This window comes from Acidovorax kalamii, from assembly GCF_002245625.1.
Classification (GTDB): domain Bacteria; phylum Pseudomonadota; class Gammaproteobacteria; order Burkholderiales; family Burkholderiaceae_C; genus Acidovorax; species Acidovorax kalamii.
In genome coordinates, this window is record NZ_NOIG01000011.1 from 235,754 (window position 1) to 255,385 (window position 19,632).

The 19,632-nt window shown below is 63.1% G+C and carries 18 protein-coding genes, 1 other RNA gene and 1 pseudogene; 10 read left to right on the forward strand and 10 right to left on the reverse strand.

Annotation, left to right across the window (positions count from 1 at the left end):
- Positions 1 to 41: 41 nt before the first annotated feature.
- The 10 genes from CBY09_RS17910 to gyrA all read right to left on the reverse strand — a co-directional run bounded on the left by CBY09_RS17910 (position 42) and on the right by gyrA (position 12,539).
- On the reverse strand, positions 42 to 497 hold the full coding sequence (locus tag CBY09_RS17910) for a ComEA family DNA-binding protein (RefSeq protein WP_094290932.1): 456 nt from the start codon (positions 495 to 497) through the stop codon (positions 42 to 44).
- 26 nt (positions 498 to 523) lie between these two features.
- Positions 524 to 1,681: a lipopolysaccharide assembly protein LapB gene (lapB, locus tag CBY09_RS17915; protein ID WP_094290933.1), complete on the reverse strand. Its 1,158-nt coding sequence runs from the start codon at positions 1,679 to 1,681 to the stop codon at positions 524 to 526.
- The gene (locus tag CBY09_RS17920) at positions 1,671 to 2,012 is read right to left on the reverse strand and encodes a LapA family protein (protein WP_094290934.1); all 342 of its coding nucleotides are present in this window, start codon (positions 2,010 to 2,012) and stop codon (positions 1,671 to 1,673) included. The genes lapB and CBY09_RS17920 overlap by 11 nt, the downstream gene beginning before the upstream one ends.
- Positions 2,013 to 2,144: 132 nt before the next feature.
- The gene (locus CBY09_RS17925) at positions 2,145 to 2,477 is read right to left on the reverse strand and encodes an integration host factor subunit beta (protein ID WP_094290935.1); all 333 of its coding nucleotides are present in this window, start codon (positions 2,475 to 2,477) and stop codon (positions 2,145 to 2,147) included.
- A gap of 84 nt (positions 2,478 to 2,561) precedes the next feature.
- The gene (rpsA, locus tag CBY09_RS17930) at positions 2,562 to 4,247 is read right to left on the reverse strand and encodes a 30S ribosomal protein S1 (protein ID WP_094290936.1); all 1,686 of its coding nucleotides are present in this window, start codon (positions 4,245 to 4,247) and stop codon (positions 2,562 to 2,564) included.
- Between the two features lie 195 nt (positions 4,248 to 4,442).
- Positions 4,443 to 6,473 carry a bifunctional 3-phosphoshikimate 1-carboxyvinyltransferase/cytidylate kinase gene (locus CBY09_RS17935; RefSeq protein ID WP_094290937.1) on the reverse strand — a complete coding sequence of 677 codons (2,031 nt, stop codon included), beginning with the start codon at positions 6,471 to 6,473 and terminating at the stop codon, positions 4,443 to 4,445.
- Positions 6,474 to 6,608: 135 nt separating this feature from the next.
- Positions 6,609 to 7,481 carry a prephenate dehydrogenase gene (locus tag CBY09_RS17940; protein WP_094290938.1) on the reverse strand — a complete coding sequence of 291 codons (873 nt, stop codon included), beginning with the start codon at positions 7,479 to 7,481 and terminating at the stop codon, positions 6,609 to 6,611.
- A gap of 12 nt (positions 7,482 to 7,493) precedes the next feature.
- Complete coding sequence (pheA, locus tag CBY09_RS17945) at positions 7,494 to 8,591, reverse strand: prephenate dehydratase (RefSeq protein ID WP_094290939.1); 1,098 nt, start codon at positions 8,589 to 8,591, stop codon at positions 7,494 to 7,496.
- A gap of 49 nt (positions 8,592 to 8,640) precedes the next feature.
- Positions 8,641 to 9,750 (reverse strand): 3-phosphoserine/phosphohydroxythreonine transaminase, encoded by a 1,110-nt coding sequence (serC, locus tag CBY09_RS17950; protein ID WP_094290940.1) that lies wholly within the window; start codon positions 9,748 to 9,750, stop codon positions 8,641 to 8,643.
- Between the two features lie 116 nt (positions 9,751 to 9,866).
- A complete protein-coding gene (gyrA, locus tag CBY09_RS17955) occupies positions 9,867 to 12,539 on the reverse strand; it encodes a DNA gyrase subunit A (RefSeq protein WP_094290941.1) in 2,673 nt (890 codons plus the stop codon).
- A gap of 224 nt (positions 12,540 to 12,763) precedes the next feature.
- On the opposite strand from gyrA, the gene ompA reads away from it, so the two are divergent.
- The 10 genes and pseudogenes from ompA to radC form a co-directional block, all read left to right on the forward strand.
- Positions 12,764 to 13,408, forward strand: coding sequence for an outer membrane protein OmpA (gene ompA, locus CBY09_RS17960; RefSeq protein WP_094290942.1), 645 nt, complete (start codon positions 12,764 to 12,766; stop codon positions 13,406 to 13,408).
- A 90-nt stretch (positions 13,409 to 13,498) separates the two neighbouring features.
- The gene (ubiG, locus tag CBY09_RS17965; RefSeq protein ID WP_094290943.1) at positions 13,499 to 14,209 is read left to right on the forward strand and encodes a bifunctional 2-polyprenyl-6-hydroxyphenol methylase/3-demethylubiquinol 3-O-methyltransferase UbiG; all 711 of its coding nucleotides are present in this window, start codon (positions 13,499 to 13,501) and stop codon (positions 14,207 to 14,209) included.
- Positions 14,210 to 14,218: 9 nt separating this feature from the next.
- A complete protein-coding gene (locus tag CBY09_RS17970) occupies positions 14,219 to 14,884 on the forward strand; it encodes an HAD family hydrolase (protein WP_094290944.1) in 666 nt (221 codons plus the stop codon).
- A 12-nt stretch (positions 14,885 to 14,896) separates the two neighbouring features.
- Positions 14,897 to 15,283, forward strand: a transfer-messenger RNA (tmRNA) gene (gene ssrA / locus CBY09_RS17975).
- Between the two features lie 221 nt (positions 15,284 to 15,504).
- Positions 15,505 to 16,749: a tyrosine-type recombinase/integrase gene (locus CBY09_RS17985; RefSeq protein ID WP_094290946.1), complete on the forward strand. Its 1,245-nt coding sequence runs from the start codon at positions 15,505 to 15,507 to the stop codon at positions 16,747 to 16,749.
- A gap of 472 nt (positions 16,750 to 17,221) precedes the next feature.
- Positions 17,222 to 17,521, forward strand: coding sequence for a helix-turn-helix transcriptional regulator (locus CBY09_RS17990; protein ID WP_094291222.1), 300 nt, complete (start codon positions 17,222 to 17,224; stop codon positions 17,519 to 17,521).
- A gap of 6 nt (positions 17,522 to 17,527) precedes the next feature.
- Positions 17,528 to 18,319: a hypothetical protein gene (locus CBY09_RS23735; protein ID WP_133066299.1), complete on the forward strand. Its 792-nt coding sequence runs from the start codon at positions 17,528 to 17,530 to the stop codon at positions 18,317 to 18,319.
- A gap of 237 nt (positions 18,320 to 18,556) precedes the next feature.
- Positions 18,557 to 18,817: a hypothetical protein gene (locus tag CBY09_RS17995; RefSeq protein ID WP_094290947.1), complete on the forward strand. Its 261-nt coding sequence runs from the start codon at positions 18,557 to 18,559 to the stop codon at positions 18,815 to 18,817.
- Positions 18,814 to 19,056 (forward strand): hypothetical protein, encoded by a 243-nt coding sequence (locus tag CBY09_RS23740; RefSeq protein ID WP_133066300.1) that lies wholly within the window; start codon positions 18,814 to 18,816, stop codon positions 19,054 to 19,056. The genes CBY09_RS17995 and CBY09_RS23740 overlap by 4 nt, the downstream gene beginning before the upstream one ends.
- A gap of 132 nt (positions 19,057 to 19,188) precedes the next feature.
- Positions 19,189 to 19,620, forward strand: a pseudogene (gene radC / locus CBY09_RS18000) (RadC family protein); the annotation flags it as partial.
- Positions 19,621 to 19,632: the final 12 nt, after the last annotated feature.

Here is a 19,632-nt window from a genome sequence, read left to right on the forward strand (position 1 = left end):
AACAAGCCCGCTGGAGCGGGCCTGCTGCTTGTGAAGTCTGCTTAGTTTTTGCTAGCGCTGGCCGCCGGGGCCGGTGCTGCAGCCGGGGTTGCGGTTGGAGCTGCAGGCTGTGTAGCGGCGCTCTTGTCTGCGCTGCCGCGGGTCTTACGGTCTGCGGCCGTTGTGCTAGCGGATTTGTCTTTCTCTTTTTGTTTGCTCTTGGCTTCGGCCTTGGCGGCGGCGGCTGCGCTGTACTTCTTGCCGTTGACGGTCAGGCCCTCCTTGGAGAAGTTCACGGCGCTTTTGTTGCCCACGCCACCCACGCGGCCAATGAAGTCGGCCCAGTCCTTGAAGGGGGCGCTCTTGCGTTCTTCCAGGATGCGGCCCGACAGGCCGGGCCCGATGCCCTTGATGCCGTCGAGTTCGGCTTCGGTGGCGGTGTTCACGTCCACAGCGGCGAAGGCTGTGGTGGTGGCCAGCAGCAGCGTGGCGATCAGGGTCAGCAGTGTCTTCAGCATGGTGGGTGTCCTTGGCATGGGTGGAGTCAGAGTTCTTCGACGCGGCGGGCGGGGTAGCTGTCCCAGGTCTGGCAGCCGGGGCATTGCCAGAAATGCTGGCGGGCCTCGAAGCCGCAGGCCGCGCAGCGGTAGCGTGTGAGGGGTTTCACGGCATGCTCCAGCGCGCGCTGGATCTGGGGGTGGAACTCCTCGTGCTCCAGCTTCTCGGTGGCCAGCCACTTGGCGGCGGCCACCAGCGAGCGCTCCTTGTCCAAGTGCTCCACATAGCGCTGCCGGGCGGAGCCACTGGTGGCGGCGTCGGCGGCTTCCATGGCCACGATGCTCTCCAGCACGTCGAGCGAGGGGGCCTGTTCGTAGTGGGCCTGCAGCAGGCCGTGGACCTCGGCGGTGCGCCCGCTGGCCGTGGCGGCTTCGACCATCAGCGGGGCCGCGAGTGGCAGGGCGGCGGGATTGCGCTCACCCAGCGTCTTGAGCGTGGCCAGCACCGCAGTCGGTTGACCCATGAGGCGCTGCAGCCGCGCCAGTTCGATGCGTGCACGCGCCGCCTCGGGCGCGGCGGCCACAGCCTGTTCCAGCAGCGCCTGGGCGGCGGGCAGGTCGCCCTGCGCAATCAGGGCCAGTGCCTGTTCGCACAGGTAATGCGCCTGCCGGGTGCTGAAATCGCCTTGGTCGGCGTCGTGCATCTTGCGGGCAATGGTGGCGGCGTGCGGCCAGTCGCGCGAGCGCTCGTAGATGGCCAGCAGGGCCAGGCGGGCCTGGGCTTCGAAGGGTGTGCCTTCCAGGCGGTGCAGGGCGTCTTCGGCGCGGTCGAGCAGGCCCGCCTTGAGGAAGTCGAGCGCCAGCGCATGCTGGGCGCGCTCGCGGTCGGTGCGGGAGAGGTCGCCTCGCGAGAGCAGGTGCTCGTGCACACGCACGGCGCGGTCGTATTCGCCCCGGCGGCGGAACAGGTTGCCCAGGGCAAAGTGCAGCTCGGAGGTGTCGGGGTCGTTCTGCACGGCCTCGATGAAGGCGTCGATGGCCTGGTCCTGCTGCTCGTTGAGCAGGAAGTTCAGGCCCTTGAAGTAGGCCTTGGGTGCACGGCGGTTTTCGGCGCGCAGCTGGCGCAGGTCAAAACGCGATGCCAGCCAGCCCAGCACAAAGGCCACGGGCAGGCCCAGCAGAATCCAGCTCAGGTCAAATTCCATGGATCGAGGGCAGGTCGGGAGGTGGCGGGGGCGCGGCTGGTGTGCTGTTGTTGGCGGTTGTCGCAGCGGGCGCCGGGGCTGCTGGCGCGGCGACTGCGGCGGCAGCCTGGGCGCGGCGGGCGGCCGTGCGGTGGCGCCACCAGCGGGGCACCATGCCCAGCACACCCACGGCGAGCCCGGCCGAGAAGGCCGTCAGCACCACCAGCACCAGCGGCGCGCGCCATTGGGTGCCAAAGAAAAAGTGCACGGTCGCGTCCTGCTGGTTGTTCAGCGCGAAGGCGAAGAGCGTAAAAAAAATGGCTGCCTTGAGCAGCCACAGGAGGTATTTCATCGGTCTCCCCAGTGGTGGGGCGATTCTAAGAGCTTGGCGCAGTGGGGCTGCGCATGCCTGCACTCAGGCCAATACAAGCCAAAATGGTAGCGAGCGCTCGTGAATCATGCGCTTGCTGCTATTAATTTGGTATCAGTTGCCCAGGGTGCCTGTTGCAGGCGGGGCCTTTTCTTCCATTTCTGCTGTGCGTTTGTCCACGGCTTCGCGCAGGGCCTTGCCGGGTTTGAAATGCGGCACGCGCTTTTCGGGAATGGCCACAGCTTCGCCGCTGCGTGGGTTGCGGCCCATGCGGGGCGGGCGGTGGTTGACCGAGAAACTGCCAAAACCCCGGATCTCGATGCGGTGCCCACGCACCAGGGCATCGCCCACGGCGTCCAGAATGGTCTTGACGGCGTATTCGGCATCGCGGTGGGTGAGCTGGCCGAAACGTGCGGCCAGTTCTTCAACGAGGTCTGAGCGGGTCATGGAGTCTTGGGACATAGGCTTCTCAAAGAAGAGCGGGCGCACGAGGCGCCCGCCGTCTGACCTTTCAAGGGGTCAGCGCTTTACTTACTTTTCCGAGTTGTCCAGCTTGGCACGCAGCAGGGCGCCCAGGCTGGTCGTGCCGGCGCTTTCGCGGGCCGACTGTTGCGACAGCGAAGACATGGCTTCTTGCTGGTCGGCCATGTCCTTGGCCTTGATCGACAGCTGGATGTTGCGGGTCTTGCGATCCACGTTCACCACCACGGCCGTGACTTCGTCGCCTTCCTTCAGCACGTTGCGGGCATCTTCCACGCGGTCGCGGGAGATTTCCGAAGCGCGCAGGTAGCCCACGATGTCTTCGCCGAGGTCGATTTCAGCGCCACGTGCGTCCACGGTCTTGACCTTGCCGGTCACCGTCTGGCCCTTGTCGTTCACTGTCACGAAGGTCGTGAATGGGTCGCCGTCGAGCTGCTTGATGCCCAGCGAGATGCGTTCGCGGTCCACGTCCACGGCCAGCACGATGGCTTCCACTTCCTGGCCCTTCTTGTAGTTGCGAACAGCGGCTTCGCCGGGTTCGTTCCACGACAGGTCAGACAGGTGCACCAGGCCGTCAATACCGGCAGCCAGGCCCACGAACACGCCGAAGTCGGTGATCGACTTGATCGGACCCTTCACGCGGTCGCCGCGCTTCGTGTCCTGTGCGAATTCTTGCCATGGGTTGGCCTTGCACTGCTTCATGCCCAGGCTGATGCGGCGCTTGTCTTCGTCGATTTCGAGGACCATGACTTCGACTTCGTCGCCCAGCGAAACCAGCTTGGCGGGAGCGATGTTCTTGTTGGTCCAGTCCATTTCAGACACGTGCACCAGGCCTTCGATGCCGGGTTCGAGTTCCACGAATGCGCCGTAGTCGGCAATGTTCGTGATCTTGCCGAACAGGCGGGTGCCTTGGGGGTAGCGGCGGTTCACGCCCATCCATGGGTCGTCGCCCATTTGCTTCAAACCCAGCGAGACACGGTTCTTTTCGGTGTCGAACTTCAGGATCTTGGCGGTGATTTCCTGGCCAGCGGTCACCACTTCGGAGGGGTGACGCACGCGGCGCCATGCCATGTCGGTGATGTGCAGCAGGCCGTCGATGCCACCCAGGTCCACGAACGCACCGTATTCGGTGATGTTCTTGACCACGCCTTGAACGATGGAGCCTTCCTTCAGGGTTTCCATCAGCTTGGCGCGCTCTTCGCCCATGGAGGCTTCCACCACAGCGCGGCGGCTCAGCACCACGTTGTTGCGCTTGCGGTCCAGCTTGATGACCTTGAATTCCATGGTCTTGTTTTCGTACGGCGTCAGATCCTTGATCGGACGGGTATCGATCAGCGAACCGGGCAGGAATGCGCGGATGCCGTTGACCAGGACAGTCAGGCCGCCCTTGACCTTGCCGGACGTGGTGCCGGTGACGAATTCGCCGGATTCCAGGGCCTTTTCCAGGCTCATCCACGAAGCCAGACGCTTGGCGGTGTCGCGCGACAGGATGGTGTCGCCGTAGCCGTTTTCGATGGAGCCAATGGCCACCGACACGAAGTCACCCACTTGGACTTCGACTTCGCCCTTGTCGTTCTTGAACTCTTCCAGCGGCACGTAGGCTTCGGACTTGAGGCCAGCGTTCACGACCACGAAGTTGTGCTCAACGCGCACGACTTCAGCGGTGATGACTTCGCCTGGGCGCATTTCCGTGCGCTGCAGAGATTCTTCAAAAAGGGCGGCAAAAGATTCGGACATGTGTTTCCTTGCCACAAACAGGATTCCGGTAGCACCATTGCTACCGTTTTTATAGCTGCTTGCGGTGGTTTTTTGCGGCAGAGCCGCGGGTTAGGTTATCGATCCACACCGCCTGTGCGCTGGCGCGCGAGGGGGGCTGTGTGGGCCTGTGGCAAGGCCTTTCGGCACTGCCTGGAGCCCGAGGGCTCCACGTGGTCAGCCCTGCGCAGAAGCTGCAAAGGGCTGGCGCTCGTGCCACCAGGCCAACACCTGTTCGACGGCTTGTTCAATCGTCAAATCGGAGTTGTCCAGGACCAGAGCGTCCTGCGCGGGCTTGAGGGGTGCGACGCTGCGGGAGCTGTCCCGGGCGTCGCGCGCTTCCAGATCCGCGCGAAGGTCTTCGATACTAGCCGAAAAACCCTTAGAAATCAACTGCTTATAACGGCGTTCTGCGCGGCAGGCAGCGCTGGCCGTGAGATACACCTTCAAGGGGGCCTCGGGGAAGATCACCGTGCCCATGTCGCGGCCATCGGCCACCAGCCCCGGCAGGCGCTGGAAGCTGTGCTGCAGGTCCACCAGCGCCGTGCGCACGGCGGGCAGGGCGGACACGCGGGACGCGTTCATGCCGGCTTCTTCGGTGCGGATGGCCTCGGTCACATCGTTGTTGCCCAGCCACACCTTGCCGCTCTCAAAGCGCACGGGCAGGGTCTGCGCGAGGGTAGCGATGCGGGCTTCATGGTCCGCATCGATGGCCAGGCCCGCACGCAGCGCGGCCAGGGCGGTGATGCGGTACATCGCCCCCGAGTCGAGAAAGCGATAGCCCAGCCGCTGCGCCACGGCCGCCGCCACCGTGCCCTTGCCAGAGGCCGTGGGGCCGTCGATGCAGATCACCGGGATATGGGCGGTCCCGACCTGGGCGACCGAGAACAGGGCCTCGAAGTAGTCCGGGAAGGTCTTGGCCACACACTTGGGGTCTTCGATGCGCACCGGCAGGCGGGCCGGGTTGAAGGCGGCCAGAGAGAAACACATGGCCACGCGGTGGTCGTCGTAGGTGTGGATGCTGGCGGCCTTCCAGTCCGCCACCTGGGCTGGAGGCGTCACGCGGATGTAGTCTGCGCCTTCCTCCACCGTGGCGCCGAGCTTGCGCAGCTCGGTGGCCATGGCGGCGATGCGGTCGGTTTCCTTCACACGCCAGCTGGCAATGTTGGTCAGCGTGGTGGTGCCTTCGGCATACAGCGCCATCACGGCCAAGGTCATGGCGGCGTCGGGGATGTGGTTGCAGTCCAGTTCAATGGCCTTGAGGGGCCAGGTGCCGCGCTCGATCTGCAGCCAGTTGGGGCCGCCCGTCACCGCGGCGCCCATGGCGCGTGCCGCCTCAACAAAACGGATGTCGCCCTGGATCGAATCCAGCCCCACGCCCTGAATCTTGATGCTTTTTTGACCTTCGCCGCCCGTCGCTATTGCCCCAAGTGCTATGAAATAACTAGCGGATGATGCGTCGGCCTCCACATGGATGCTGCCGGGCGACTGGTAGCGGCTACCCGCAGGGATGGTGAAACGCTGCCAGTTCTGGTGCTCGACCACGATGCCAAAACGCGCCAGCAGCTGGAGCGTGATGGCGATGTAGGGCTTGGAGATCAGCTCGCCCACCACCTCGATCACGATGGCCTGTGTGCCCGCCGCCAGCGGCAGCGCCATGAGCAGCGCGGTGAGGAACTGGCTCGATACATCGCCGCGCACGCGGATGGGCTCTGCCAGCGCCAGCGAAGGCACGCCCTGGCCATGGGCGATCCTGAGCGGCGGGTAGCCGTCGTTGCCCAGGTAGTCGATCTGGCAGCCCAGCTGGCGCAGGGCATCAATCAGGTCGCCAATCGGGCGCTCGTGCATGCGCGGCACGCCGGACAGCTCGAACTCGCCACCCAGCAGCGCAAGCGCCGCAGTGAGTGGGCGCATGGCGGTACCGGCATTGCCCAAGAACAGCTTGGCGGGGGATTGGGGCAGACGGCCACCCAGGCCCGTGATGCGCACCGTGCTGCCCGCTTCATCCACCGTGCACCCGATTTGGCGCAGCCCATCCAGCATCACCCGCGTGTCGTCGGACGCCAGCAGGTCGTGCACGGTGGTGGTGCCATTGCTCAGCGCGGCCAGCAGCAGCACGCGGTTGGAGATGCTCTTGGAGCCCGGCAGGTGGACTTCACCCGCAGCGGCTTGCAGGGGGGGCAGATCGAGGAATGCGGTGCTGTACATCAGTGTCTTTCGTCCATTGGTGCCAGCGCCCGTAGCAACTGGCGCAGACCCATCTCAGTGCACCCGTGGAACTGGCTTTGCCAGGCCACCGGGTGCGTCCCCCTTGGGGGAAGGCGCCGCAGGCGACTCAGGGGGTTATTTTCTCTTTGCACCCATGCGCCAGTGCGCGCGGGTTTCGCTGGCCAGGGTCAGCATGTCTTCCAGCGCCTGGGCGTTGCCCTTTTCCATGGCCTGCTCGATGTTGCGCAAGGCCTGCTGAAACAGCTTGGACTGGGCCAGGAGTTCTTCGCGGTTCGCCAGCAGGATGTCGCGCCACACCTTGGGGTCGCTGGCTGCGATGCGGGTGAAGTCCCGAAACCCCGGGCCCGCCAGGGACAGGAAATCATCGCCGTGCGCTTGCCCGGTGATGCTGTTCATCATCGCAAAGGCCAGCACATGGGGCAGGTGGCTCACGGCGGCAAAGGCCGCGTCGTGCGATTCGGGCGACATGCTGGTCACCCGGCAGCCCAGGGCGTTCCAGATCTTCTCTGCGTTTTGCAGATGGACCGTGAGGGTGCGCTCGGTGGGGGTCAGGATCACCTGTCGCCCGCTGTAGAGGTCGGCCTCGGCATGTTCCACGCCCGACACCTCGCGCCCGGTGATGGGGTGTGCAGGCACAAACGAGCCGACCTGGTCGCGCAGGGAGCGCTGCGCCGCATGCACCACGTCGGCCTTGGTAGAACCCACATCCATGATGAGCATCTGGGGGGTGACCAGGTGCTTGATGGCTTTCAGCGTGGCTTCGGTGGCGGCCACGGGCACGGCCACCAGCACGATGTCGGCACCAGCCACGGCGAGCAGGGCTGAGGGGGCCTCGACATCGATCACGCCCAGTTGGCGCGCGCGGTCGGTGGTCGAGGGCGACTTGCTGTAGCCCACCACCCGCTTGACCAGGCCCGCCTTCTTCATTGCTAGGGCGAACGAGCCGCCCATGAGCCCGCAACCGATGAGTCCTAATTGTTCGAACATCTTGGCGGCTCCTCAGGACGACACAGGGTACGTGCCCAGGACCTTGTAGAACGCGCACAGGCTGCGCAGTTCTTCCAGCGCGCGGGCCACATGCGGCTGCGCGGGGTGGCCGTCGAGGTCGATGTAGAAGTAGTACTCCCACTGGCCGGTTCGTGCGGGGCGGGATTCGAAACGCGTCATGGACACGCCATGCGCCTTGAGTGGCACCAGCAGGTCGTGCACTGCGCCGGGCTGGTTGGGCACCGAGACCACCAGGCTGGTGCAGTCCTTGCCCGAGGGCGGGGGCGTCTGCAGCGTGTGGGGCAGGCAGATGATGGCAAAACGCGTGCGGTTGTACGCGTCGTCCTGGATGGCGTGCGAGACGATGTGCAGGCCGAACTGCGTGGCTGCGCGCTCGCTCGACAGGGCTGCCCAGGCAGGGTTGGTGGTGGCCAGGCGGGCACCTTCGGCATTGCTCGACACCGGGCGGCGCTCGGCATGGGGCAGGTGTTTGGACAGCCAGGCCTGACATTGGGCCAGCGCCTGCGGGTGGGCCAGCACGGCCTCGATGCCGTCGAGTGAATTGGTGGTGCGCAGCAGGTTGTGGCGCACCAACAGGCTCACTTCGCCCACCACATGGGTGGGGGTGTGCAGGAACAGGTCGAGCGAGCGCGTGACCACACCTTCGGTGGAGTTCTCGACGCCCACCACGCCGTATTGGGCGCTGCCGGCGGCCGTGGCGTGGAACACCTCGTCGAAGTTGGCGCAGTACATCAGGTCGGCGGCACCACCGAAGAACTCGATGGCCGCCTGTTCGCAGAACGTGCCTTCGGGGCCCAGCACGGCCACGCGCTGGGGCGATTCGAGCGCCAGGCAGGCCGACATGATCTCGCGCCAGATGGCCGCCACATGCGGGCCCTTGAGCGGGCCGGGGTTGGCGTGGGTGATCTTGTCGATGACCTGGGCCACGCGGTCGGGGCGAAAGAAAGGCGTGCCTTCACGCTTCTTGACTTCACCCACCTGTTCGGCCACCAGCGCGCGCTGGTTCAGCAGCGTGAGCAGTTGCTGGTCGATGGAGTCGATCTGCACGCGCAGGCTGGCGAGGTCGGGTGAGGCTTGCGGAGTATTCATGGGTGGGGTCTGTGTGCGCGGGCGCGTGAACGGGACGGCAGGTGTTCGTTCAGGCGTGCTTTTGCTCAAATTCTCGCATGTAGTCCACCAGCGCCTGTACGCCCTCGATCGGCATGGCGTTGTAGACACTGGCGCGCATACCCCCCACGGACTTGTGGCCCTTGAGTTGCAGCAGACCACGTTCCTTGGCTCCGGCCAGGAACGCGTCGTTGCGGCTTTCGTCGCGCAGGAAGAACGGGATGTTCATGCGCGAGCGGCAGTTGGCCGCCACCCTGTTCACATACAGCTGCGAGCTGTCGATGGCGTTGTAGAGCAGGGCGGCCTTGGCGATGTTGCGCTGCTCCATTGCGGCCACGCCAGTCAGGCTGCCTTCGGTCTGGCGCTTGAGCCACTGGAAGGTGAGGCCCGCGATGTAGATGCCCCAGGTGGGGGGCGTGTTGTACATGGACTGGTTGTCGGCCACGGTTTTGTAGTCGAAGGCGCTGGGGCAGGCGGGCAGGGCGTGACCCAGCAGGTCTTCGCGCACCACCACCAGCGTGAGGCCGGCGGGGCCCAGGTTCTTTTGCGCGCCGCCAAAGGCCAGGCCCACGCGGCTCCAGTCCACGGGCCGCGACGCCACATGGGACGAAAAATCAATGACCAGCGGCGCATCGCTGCCCAGCGCCTTCAGGTTGGGCAGCTGGTGGAATTCGATGCCGTTGATGGTTTCGTTGCTGCAGATGTGCAGGTAGCTCGCGCCCCGGCTCACGGTCCACGAGGCGGGGTCGGGCAGGGTGGTGAAGCCGGTGTCTTCGGCCGACGCCACGATGTTCACTTCGGACGCGTACTTGCGCGCTTCCTTCTGCGACTTCTGGCTCCAGCTGCCTGTGACCACAAAGTCCACCGCACCAGCCCGCGAGAGGTTCAGCGGCACGATGGCGTTTTCGGCCAGGCCACCGCCTTGCATGAACAGGATTTTGTAGTTGGCGGGCACAGCCAGCAGTTCGCGCAGGTCGGCTTCGGCCTGCTCGTAGATGGACAGGAACTCCTTGCCCCGGTGGCTCATTTCCATCACACCCATGCCGCTGCCGTGCCAGTCGAGCATTTCGGCGGCGGCTTGCTCCAGCACTTCGGCGGGGATGGCGGCCGGGCCGGCCGAGAAGTTGTAGGGGCGGGTCATGGTTCAACAGTCAAAAATGCTGCTTGCGCCTGCTGGATAAGCGCTAGCAGCTGCACTTTTAATAGCATTTGGGTGCTGCGTCTGGCGCAGCACCCGGCGAAGGCGAAACGAGCGGGTCAGGCGTCGGATGCGGGGGCTGCGCCGGAGTCGGCAGAGCCGCCACCGTCCGCATTGCCATCGCTATCGGAGTCAGCATCGGCCACGTTGGCATCGTTTTCCACGATGCGCTGCAGACCGCTGAGCTTGGAGCCTTCGTCCAGCGCGATCAGTGTGACGCCCTGCGTGGCACGGCCCAGCTCGCGGATCTCGGACACGCGGGTGCGCACCAGCACACCCTTGTCGGTGATCAGCATGATTTCATCGTCCGCATGCACCAGCGTGGCGGCCACGACCTTGCCGTTGCGCTCGCTTTGCTGGATGGCGATCATGCCCTTGGTGCCCCGGCCGTGGCGGGTGTATTCAACGATGCTGGTGCGCTTGCCGTAGCCGTTTTCGGTGGCGGTGAGCACGCTTTGGGTTTCGTCTTCGGCCACGAGCATGGCGATCACGCTCTGGCCGTCCTCCAGCATCATGCCGCGCACACCGCGCGCCTGGCGGCCCAGGGGGCGCACGTCGTTTTCGTCAAAGCGCACGGCCTTGCCGCCGTCACTGAACAGCATGACATCGTGTTTGCCGTCGGTCAGGGCCGCGCCGATCAGGTAGTCGCCATCGTCGAGGTTGACGGCAATGATGCCGCCCTTGCGCGGGTTGCTGAATTCATCCAGCGCGGTCTTCTTGACGGTGCCCATGCTGGTGGCCATGAACACGTAGCGGTCTGCAGGGAAGCTGCGCATGTCGCCTGTGAGCGGCAGCACCACATTGATCTTCTCGCCGTCCTGCAGCGGGAACATGTTGACGATGGGGCGGCCGCGCGAGCCGCGCGAGCCTGCGGGCACTTCCCAGACCTTGAGCCAGTACAGGCGGCCCCGGTTGGAGAAGCACAGGATGTAGTCGTGCGTGTTGGCGATGAAGAGCTGGTCGATCCAGTCGTCTTCCTTGGTCGCCGTAGCCTGCTTGCCGCGCCCGCCGCGTTTTTGCGCGCGGTACTCGGACAGGGGCTGGCTCTTGATGTAGCCGGTGTGCGAGAGCGTTACCACCATGTCGGTGGGGGTGATCAGGTCTTCGGTGGAGAGGTCCTGGGCGCTGTACTCCACCACGCTGCGGCGTGCGCCCAGCTTGTGCTGGCCGAACTCGGCCTTGATGGAGGTGAGTTCCTCGCCAATGATGGTCGAGACGCGCTCGGGCCTGGCCAGGATGTCCAGCAGGTCTTCGATGACCGCCATGACTTCCTTGTACTCGGCCACGATCTTGTCCTGCTCCAGGCCTGTAAGGCGCTGCAGGCGCATCTGCAGGATTTCCTGGGCCTGCGTTTCCGACAGGCGGTACAGGCCGTCCTGGCCCATGCCGAATTCGACTTCCAGGCCTTCGGGGCGGTAGTCGTCAGCGTTGATCACGCCGCCATCGGCACGTGTACGGGTCAGCATCTCGCGCACCAGCTTGCTGTCCCACGAACGGGCCATCAGCTCGGACTTGGCCACGGGCGGGGTGGGCGCGTTGCGGATGATGGCGATGAAGTCGTCGATGTTGGCCAGGGCCACCGCCAGGCCTTCCAGCACATGGCCCCGGTCGCGCGCCTTGCGCAGCTCGAACACCGTGCGGCGCGTCACCACTTCACGGCGGTGCTGCAGGAAGACGACGATCAGGTCTTTCAGGTTGCACAGGCGCGGCTGGCCATCGACCAGCGCCACCATGTTCATGCCAAAGGTGTCCTGCAGCTGCGTCTGCTTGTACAGGTTGTTGAGCACCACCTCGGGCACTTCGCCGCGCTTGAGCTCGATTACCAGGCGCATACCGGATTTGTCCGATTCGTCCTGGATGTGGCTGATGCCTTCGATCTTCTTCTCGTGCACCAGTTCGGCCATGCGTTCCTGCAGAGTCTTCTTGTTGACCTGGTAGGGCAGCTCGTCCACGATGATCGCCTGGCGCTGGCCCCGGTCGATGTCCTCGAAGTGGCAGCGTGCGCGCATCACGACCTTGCCACGGCCGGTGCGGTAGCCGTCCTTCACACCATTGATGCCGTAGATGATGCCGGCGGTGGGGAAGTCGGGCGCAGGGATGATCTCCATCAGCTCGTCGATGGTGGTCTCGGGATTGCGCAGCATGTGCAGGCAGGCATCCACCACCTCATTGAGGTTGTGGGGCGGAATATTGGTGGCCATGCCCACCGCAATACCTGCCGAGCCATTGACCAGCAGATTGGGCAGCTTGCTGGGCAATACCAGCGGCTCTTTTTCGCTGCCGTCGTAGTTGGGGCCGAAATCGACGGTTTCCTTGTCGATATCGCCCAGCATTTCGTGCGCGATTTTGGCCAGGCGGATTTCGGTGTAACGCATGGCGGCGGCGTTGTCGCCGTCCACCGAGCCGAAATTGCCCTGACCGTCCACCAGCATGTGGCGCAGCGAGAAATCCTGGGCCATCCGCACGATGGTGTCATACACAGCCGAATCACCGTGCGGGTGGTATTTACCGATCACGTCGCCAACGATACGGGCCGACTTTTTATAGGGCCGGTTCCAGTCGTTGTTGAGCTCGTGCATGGCAAACAAAACGCGCCGGTGCACAGGCTTCAAGCCATCGCGCGCGTCGGGCAGTGCCCGGCCGACGATCACGCTCATCGCGTAATCGAGATAACTGCGCCGCATTTCCTCTTCGAGGCTGATCGGCAGGGTTTCTTTGGCAAACTGGGTCATTGGGGGCTGCGGTGGCGGCAAAGGAGGGTCATTTTAGGGCTAAGACCGTGTAGCGACCGCGCAACATATCGAAGCAATTCCGGTTTTGTCCTACGGACCGCGGCGCGTCACCACCGCTTTTGCCCTGTTACGTATGGCACAATCGTTTGAACGCTTTGGGTGGTGGTCATCCCTAGCGTCCTGATTCGCAGCGCGGCTGCGGCTTTTTCCCCAAGAGGAGAACCATGAAGAAACTGAACAAAGTGGCGATGTTGTTTGCCTCTGCAGCGCTCGCAACCGCCGCTGGCGCACAAACCGTTGACAACTGGCGCAATGCCAGCGGTGATCTGGTCTGGAAGAACGGCACGAACGAATACTGCTGGCGCGATGCCAACTGGACGCCTGCTACGGCTGCCGCTGGTTGCGACGGTGCTATCGCTGCACCCGCACCTGCCGCCGCTCCTGCTCCTGCCGCTGCACCCGCACCTGCCGCCGCTCCTGCTCCAGCAGCCGCTCCCGCTCCTGCCGTGGCCACCAAGGTGACCTACGCTGCTGACGCATTCTTCGACTTCGACAAGTCGGTGCTGAAGCCAGAAGGCAAGGCCAAGCTGGACGACTTGGTCTCCAAGGTCAAGGGCATCAATCTGGAAGTGATCATCGCCGTGGGTCACACCGACTCCGTGGGCTCTGACGCTTACAACCAGAAGCTGTCGGTGCGTCGTTCCGAAGCCGTGAAGGCTTACTTGGTGTCCAAGGGCATCGAAAAGAACCGCGTTTACACCGAAGGCAAGGGTGAAAAGCAGCCAGTGGCTGACAACAAGACCGCCGAAGGCCGCGCCAAGAACCGCCGCGTGGAAATCGAAGTGGTCGGTACCCGCGCTTCCAAGTAATCTTTTGATTGCTTCATAAAAAAGCCCCGGCGACGGGGCTTTTTTGCGTTTGGAGTCTTATATGCATCTGGTTCAGAGACAATTGCCCGCATGAGTGACACTGTCAATGCAGATCCGGCCGAACTGGCCAAATTTTCAGAATTGGCCCACCGTTGGTGGGATCCGGACAGCGAATTTCGTCCGCTGCACCAGATCAATCCGCTGCGGCTTGATTGGATCAACGGCTTCAGTCCATTGAATGGCAAGCGCGTGCTGGATGTCGGTTGTGGGGGCGGTATTCTGGCCGACTCGATGGCGCGCAAAGGTGCGGACGTGCTGGGTATTGACCTGGCGTCCAAGGCGTTGCGTGTGGCGCAACTGCATGCACTGGAGGCCGGTACCCCGAATATCCGCTACCAGGAGATCAGCGTAGAAGCGCTGGCCCGGGAGCAACCAGCGGGTTTTGATGTAGTGACCTGCATGGAAATGCTGGAGCATGTTCCAGACCCCGCATCCGTGGTTCGCGCATGCTCCCAGTTGGTCAAACCCGGGGGCTGGGTGTTTTTCTCCACCATCAATCGCAATGCCAAGGCCTTTATGCTGGCCATTGTGGGGGCGGAATATGTGCTGAACATGCTGCCCCGGGGCACCCATGAATACGCCAAGATGATTCGCCCCAGCGAACTGGCCGCCAGTTGCCGCAGTGCCCAACTGGATGTTCTACATACCAAAGGGCTGGAGTACAACCCACTGACAAAGCGCTACTGGCTGAGTGAGGACACCAGCGTGAATTACCTGTTCGCCACCCGGCGTGCGGGCTGAGGGGCGCCCATGTTCCATGACGTTCGTGCTGTTCTGTTTGACCTGGATGGAACGTTGATCGACAGTGCGCCCGACCTGGGGGCCGCTGCCGACAAGATGCGCACCGATCGCGGTCTGCCTTCCTTACCACTGGAGCGCTATCGGCCCATGGCGGGAGCCGGTGCACGTGGCATGCTGGGCGAGGCCTTTGGCATGACCCCGGACCATCCCGATTTCCCCGCCTGGCGTGAAGAGTTCTTTGTGAACTATGAATCGCGCATGACCGAGCGCACCACGATATTCGAGGGCGTGCCCGAACTGGTCCAGCAACTCCTGCGGCGCAACCTGCTGTGGGGGGTGGTGACCAACAAGGCGGCACGATTTACAGAACCGCTGACCCGGGCGATCCCGCTTTTCGAGACCGCTGGAGCGGTGGTCAGTGGCGACACGACCCCCCACGCAAAGCCGCACCCGGCGCCCTTGCTGGAGGCGGCGTCCCGCCTGAAGCTCGCCCCCACGCAGTGCATCTATGTAGGCGACGATGAGCGCGACATTCTAGCGGGCCTGGCGGCAGGCATGGGTACGGTGGCTGCCACCTATGGATACCTGGGTGCCAAGGCCGATCCCGGTGAGTGGGGTGCCCATGCTGCAATTAAATCTCCCACCGAGCTATTGCAATTGCTTGTGCACGCCTAAAATAGAAGGCTTGGGGCTGTCCTGGTTTCGACGTGGGTTCGGAATCGGTGTGGTGCATGTCGAGCTTGAGTCACGCTCGTAAATCTCGATTTAACAAACTAACTGCAAACGACGAACGTTTCGCACTCGCTGCTTAATTGCCAGTGAGCCTTGCAACAGTTGGCCGATGGGCTGGGCAAGGGGGTTCTGAGCAATCAGCGCCTCCCGGCTGCAAGGATAATTACATGGGCTGGCTCCGATCCGGGTACCTTGGGTTGAGGCGAGAAAATAGGGTGCTGGCGGCTTGTGTAGCGTGCGACTGCGCGACACAGGTGGCGAGATTCAAAACAGACCGCTAAACATGTAGATCTGCCCGGTGAAGGCTTACGGACGCGGGTTCAATTCCCGCCAGCTCCACCATATATACGTCCAAGGGCGTTCACTGAAGTGCAGTGAACGCCCTTTTTCTTTGGAAAATCAATGATCTATCTTCCATTGCGGTGCATAGACGCGCATGGAGAGCCAAGGCGAAGCGGGGGAACAGATGGGGGAACAAACCCGAAAAGTCGTAGACTGCGCCCAGTTGTTCCCCCGTTTCCCTATGGGGGAGGCCGTTCCCCCACCCCTGGAGCTGTTCCCCCATGTTGACCGATGCCCACTGCAAAAACGCGAGTTGTTCCCCCACCGCCAAACGCGAGCGGCTGGCCGATTCGGGCGGGCTGTATCTGGAGGTGAGTCCCACCGGCTCAAAGCGGTGGTTCTGGAAATACCGGATGGACGGCAAAGAGGGCCGTATGGCGCTGGGCAGCTATCCAGCCGTTGGGCTGACGGCCGCACGCAAGGCGCGGGACGCGGCCAAGCTGCAGAAGGCGGGTGGGGTAGATCCAGTGCAGGCCCGCAAGGTCGAAAAGCTCAAGGCCATCAATCCGGCCGGTGACACCTTCAAGGTGGTGGCCCTGGAGTGGTACGGCAAACAGAAGTCCCAATGGAGCGATGCACACGCCGAGCGCTCACTGCGCCAGTTTGAGCGCGATCTCTTCCCCTGGCTGGGCGAAAGGCGCCTGGCTGAAATTGAGCCCGTGGAGCTGCTGGCGACCCTTCGCAAGGTGGAGGAACGCGGCGCGGTGGAGACGGCCGACCGGGGTCTGATGCTTGCGCGTCAGGTCTGGCGCTACGGCGTGGCCACCGGCAGGGTGGGGCGCGACATTACGGGCGACCTGAAAGGGGCGCTGTCTCCATATCGAGGCCGGCACTTCGCCGCCATCACCGATCCTGTGAAGCTGGGCGAGTTGCTGCGGGCTATTGATGCCTACCGGGGTGGTCCCATCGTGCGGGCAGCCCTGAAGCTGGCGCCGCTGCTGTTTCAGCGGCCAGGCGAGCTGCGGGGCGCGGCCTGGGCAGAAATCGACCTCGACTCGGCGCTGTGGACCATCCCTGCCGCCCGCATGAAGCGCGGCAAGGACGGCAAGGAAAACGGTCACCCCCACTTGGTGCCGCTGTCAACCCAAGCCGTAGCGGTGCTGCGCGATCTGCACCCGCTGACAGGTCACAGTGCCATGGTGTTCCCTGGCGAGCGCAACCACTCCCGTCCCATCTCTGAAAACTCAGTGCGCACAGCCCTTATCACCATGGGCTACACGCCCGAGGTCCAGACCTGGCACGGCTTCAGGGCCACAGCCCGCACCATGCTTGCCGAGCGCCTGGACTGTGACCCGCTGGTGATTGAGGCGCAGCTCGCTCACGCTGTGAAGGATGCCAACGGCCGGGCCTACAACCGCACCCAGTACCTAGCCCACCGAGCGCGGATGATGCAGCAGTGGGCGGACTACCTGGACAAGCTGCGCCAGGGGGCGGACGTGATTCCGATGCCACAGCGGGCCGCATGAGCCCTACACCCTCACCAGACACATGGGCCGCGAGGCCCTTTTTTCATGGGCGCATCGGGCCGCTTTGGACTTCCTTCAGCACCATGAACGCCAAAATTGCCGGGGACACGGGGACAAATTGCCAGAACCCAGCAGCCAACCGGGTTTGCAGGAAATGGCTACCGGGGACAAACCGGGGCCAGGCCGGGGACAAAGCGGGGACAAGGGGAATATTTATTGAATAGTGGAATTCATTCATATATTCATACCCATTGAACCCCGCCCCCAGCCCTTCAAAGGGTGCCCGCTCTGCCCACCTGCTGACGGAGCTGCACTGCCGCTGCAGTGCAGCGGCGCCCGGCGCTTGGCTGGGTTGCATGCGCATGCACATCGTTGGAAGTGAGCGCGTGAGGGCCTTCCCGTGGCGCCACCACCGCCCGGCTTTTCATCAGAGATGCATATGCTGTGGCCACGCATAGAACAGGAGAAAAGCATGGCGAAATCGGCGGTGCAGGCACTTTTTTCCCCACAGGTGGCGCTAAAACCAGGTGCATTGGATCTAGTCAACACGGCGCAGTACGTTGCGCTTTCAGTGACGACCGTGCAAAAGCTGGTTCGAGACGGCGACTTTCCGGCGCCGCGAAGGTTGTCGGGCCGCAGGGTGGGTTTTCTTGTTCGTGAGATTGACGAATGGCTGGAGGCGCGACCGGTTTCGACAATGCTGCCTCCCCACAATACTGGCCATAGCAATCGGCCTGGCGTGAAGCCACAGCCAGCGTATAGCGCGGAGTAGAGAACAATGGATACAGCTAAACTGCCGCTCCCTCGCTGGGAAGTGGACTTGCTCGGTGATGAACACGATCTGACGCACTTGGCGCAGAACTTCACCGGCGATGGATTGCGCATCTACAAGGACGATGCCACAGGTCAAACATTGATGGTGCTTGACGACCTTCCTGCGTCAGCAAGTCATGCTGATGTGCTGGCTACAGCAACCGCCAGAGTCGTTGTGTTGTCTGGTGTGTTGAAGGTGGCGCGACAGGCACAAACATCGCTGGCGGTGGGTAGTGTGGTGCAACGTCAGGTAGATGGCACAAGGCATGCGTACCTGACCCTACATGCAACGCTTGTGGTCACGGGTGAGTTTGATGCGCAGGGATACAGGCGTGACGCCAACGGCCAGTTAGTGCCGATACCGCCACCTGTTCCATTGTTAGTAAGGCTTGCAACGCTGGCTCAAACTGATCCCATAGTGGCGAAGGTGATGCGGTTGGTAGTTATGCCCGATGCCGGTACATGGAGGGGGCTCGTGCCCATCATTGAAGTCATAGACCATGATGCGATGCTGTCTGGGTCATCCGTGGTCAAAAAGGGGTGGGCCAGCAAGACCCAGCAAAAGCGGTTTGAGCACACTGCTAGCTCAAGCGCTGCTGGGGATGCATCCCGACATGGACATGAACGCTTTGATCCGCCGGCAAACCCCATGACGCTGGATGAAGCGCGATCGTTCGTAAAAATGGTCATGCATGCTTGGATTGCAGATCGAGTGGCGCAATCGGAAACTGCATGCAATAATTCTTGTAGCCCCTGACCGGGGCCGGTGCGTAAGAACACCTTTTCGCAAAGCGGCGCAACCTCCCCGATAGTGAGGTTTTGTCACGTCTGTATTCAGCACGTGCGGCTTTTGGCCGTACGCTTAGTTTCGGGCGGGATGGCCACAGCGGCAACGCCTGGCGCACGTCTTTGCGCGTGTTCTTAACATCCCGTCCACCTCATGTGCGTAAGAACGCATGCGGTGGTTTCAAGTCTCGCAAAGGAGCAAGAAGCCATGACACCCGTCATCTCCCTGGCCAGCCGCAGCGCTGCGCCCAAAAGTCCCCAAGGTGCCCGCCTTGGGGCCCCCACCGACCCCATCCAGTTGTATGCCGATGCGCACAACGCCCTGGCCATGGCGTTGCACTACCTGCGCCAGCCTGATGCGAACGTGCCAGGCGCAGCCCGCAAGGCGGTGCAGGCCCTGGCAGCGCTGCGCAGCCTGAGCCATACAGACGTGTGCGCGAGCCCCGGCACGCAAGGTGGTGCAGCATGAGCGGCATTGCTTTTAAAACCAGCCCTTGCGAACGCAATTCGTTCTATCTGCGCCATTCTTCGGCAGTAGTGGATGCGGAGCACCATATGACCATCGGTGCAGCCCGTGGCGGCGATGCTGTTCAGATCTGCCTGAGTGACAACATGATGCAAAGCTACATGCTCTTCACGGCTGAGCAGGCGCGGTCCGTTGCGGCTGAACTGGTGGCCTGCGCCGATGCGCTGCAAGGGAGGGCCTGAGCCATGCAGGCAACCAGTATCACAAGGCGCAAGCCTGCGTGCTTGCGTCGCCCCAAAGCAGGTGAGCCGCTGCCGGAGTACGGCATGGGCTGCGCTTCGCACAGCTACAGGCGGCACCTGTATGCACGTGACCTTGCCACCATTGAAAAGGCGCTTTCAATCCTGCGGGGGTGGCTGACTGAAGACCGTAGCGTTTTCGACAGTCCCGACACTGTGAAGAGCTACCTGCGCTTGCACCTAGGGGCTGAACCCGTGGAGCACTTCGCTGTGATTTTTTTGGATGCGCAGCACCGGGCTATTGCATTCGAACGCATGTTCACCGGCACCCTGACTCAAGCAAGTGTGTATCCCCGTGATGTGGTGCAGGCTGCACTGCGGCACAACGCAGCCGCCGTTATCCTGGCGCACAACCACCCGAGTGGCACCGTGCAACCCAGCCGTGCAGACGAAGGTTTGACCCAGACCTTGAAACAAGCGCTGGCGCTGGTGGATGTGCGCGTGTTGGATCATGTGATTGTGAGCAGCACGCAGGCCCTGAGCATGGCAGAGCGGGGGCTTGTGTAGCCTCGCGGGGGT